At 50.6% G+C, this 243-nt stretch carries 1 tRNA gene; it reads right to left on the bottom strand.

Going from position 1 to position 243, the window contains the following annotated elements:
* Position 1: 1 nt before the first annotated feature.
* Positions 2-75: transfer RNA gene (locus tag ACCC96_RS30400), tRNA-Pro, on the bottom strand.
* Positions 76-243: the final 168 nt, after the last annotated feature.

Below are 243 nucleotides of genomic sequence, written 5' to 3'. Positions count from 1 at the left end.
GTCGGGGTAAGGGGATTCGAACTCCTGACATCCTGCTCCCAAAGCAGGCGCGCTACCGGACTGCGCTATACCCCGGTAAAAAAAAGGCACCTTTGAAAGGCGCCTTCTGCGAACAGAGCTTTTGGCGTCTGATCTTAAGATTCGATTCCAGCGTTAACTGGTTTCAAAAATGGTGGGTCGTGTGGGATTCGAACCTACGACCAATTGGTTAAAAGCCAACTGCTCTACCAACTGAGCTAACGA

The organism is Pseudomonas sp. Pseusp11, assembly GCF_047304405.1.
Lineage (GTDB): Bacteria > Pseudomonadota > Gammaproteobacteria > Pseudomonadales > Pseudomonadaceae > Aquipseudomonas.
Note: the sequence above shows the minus strand (reverse complement) of the source record. Positions and strands in the feature narration are given on the sequence as shown.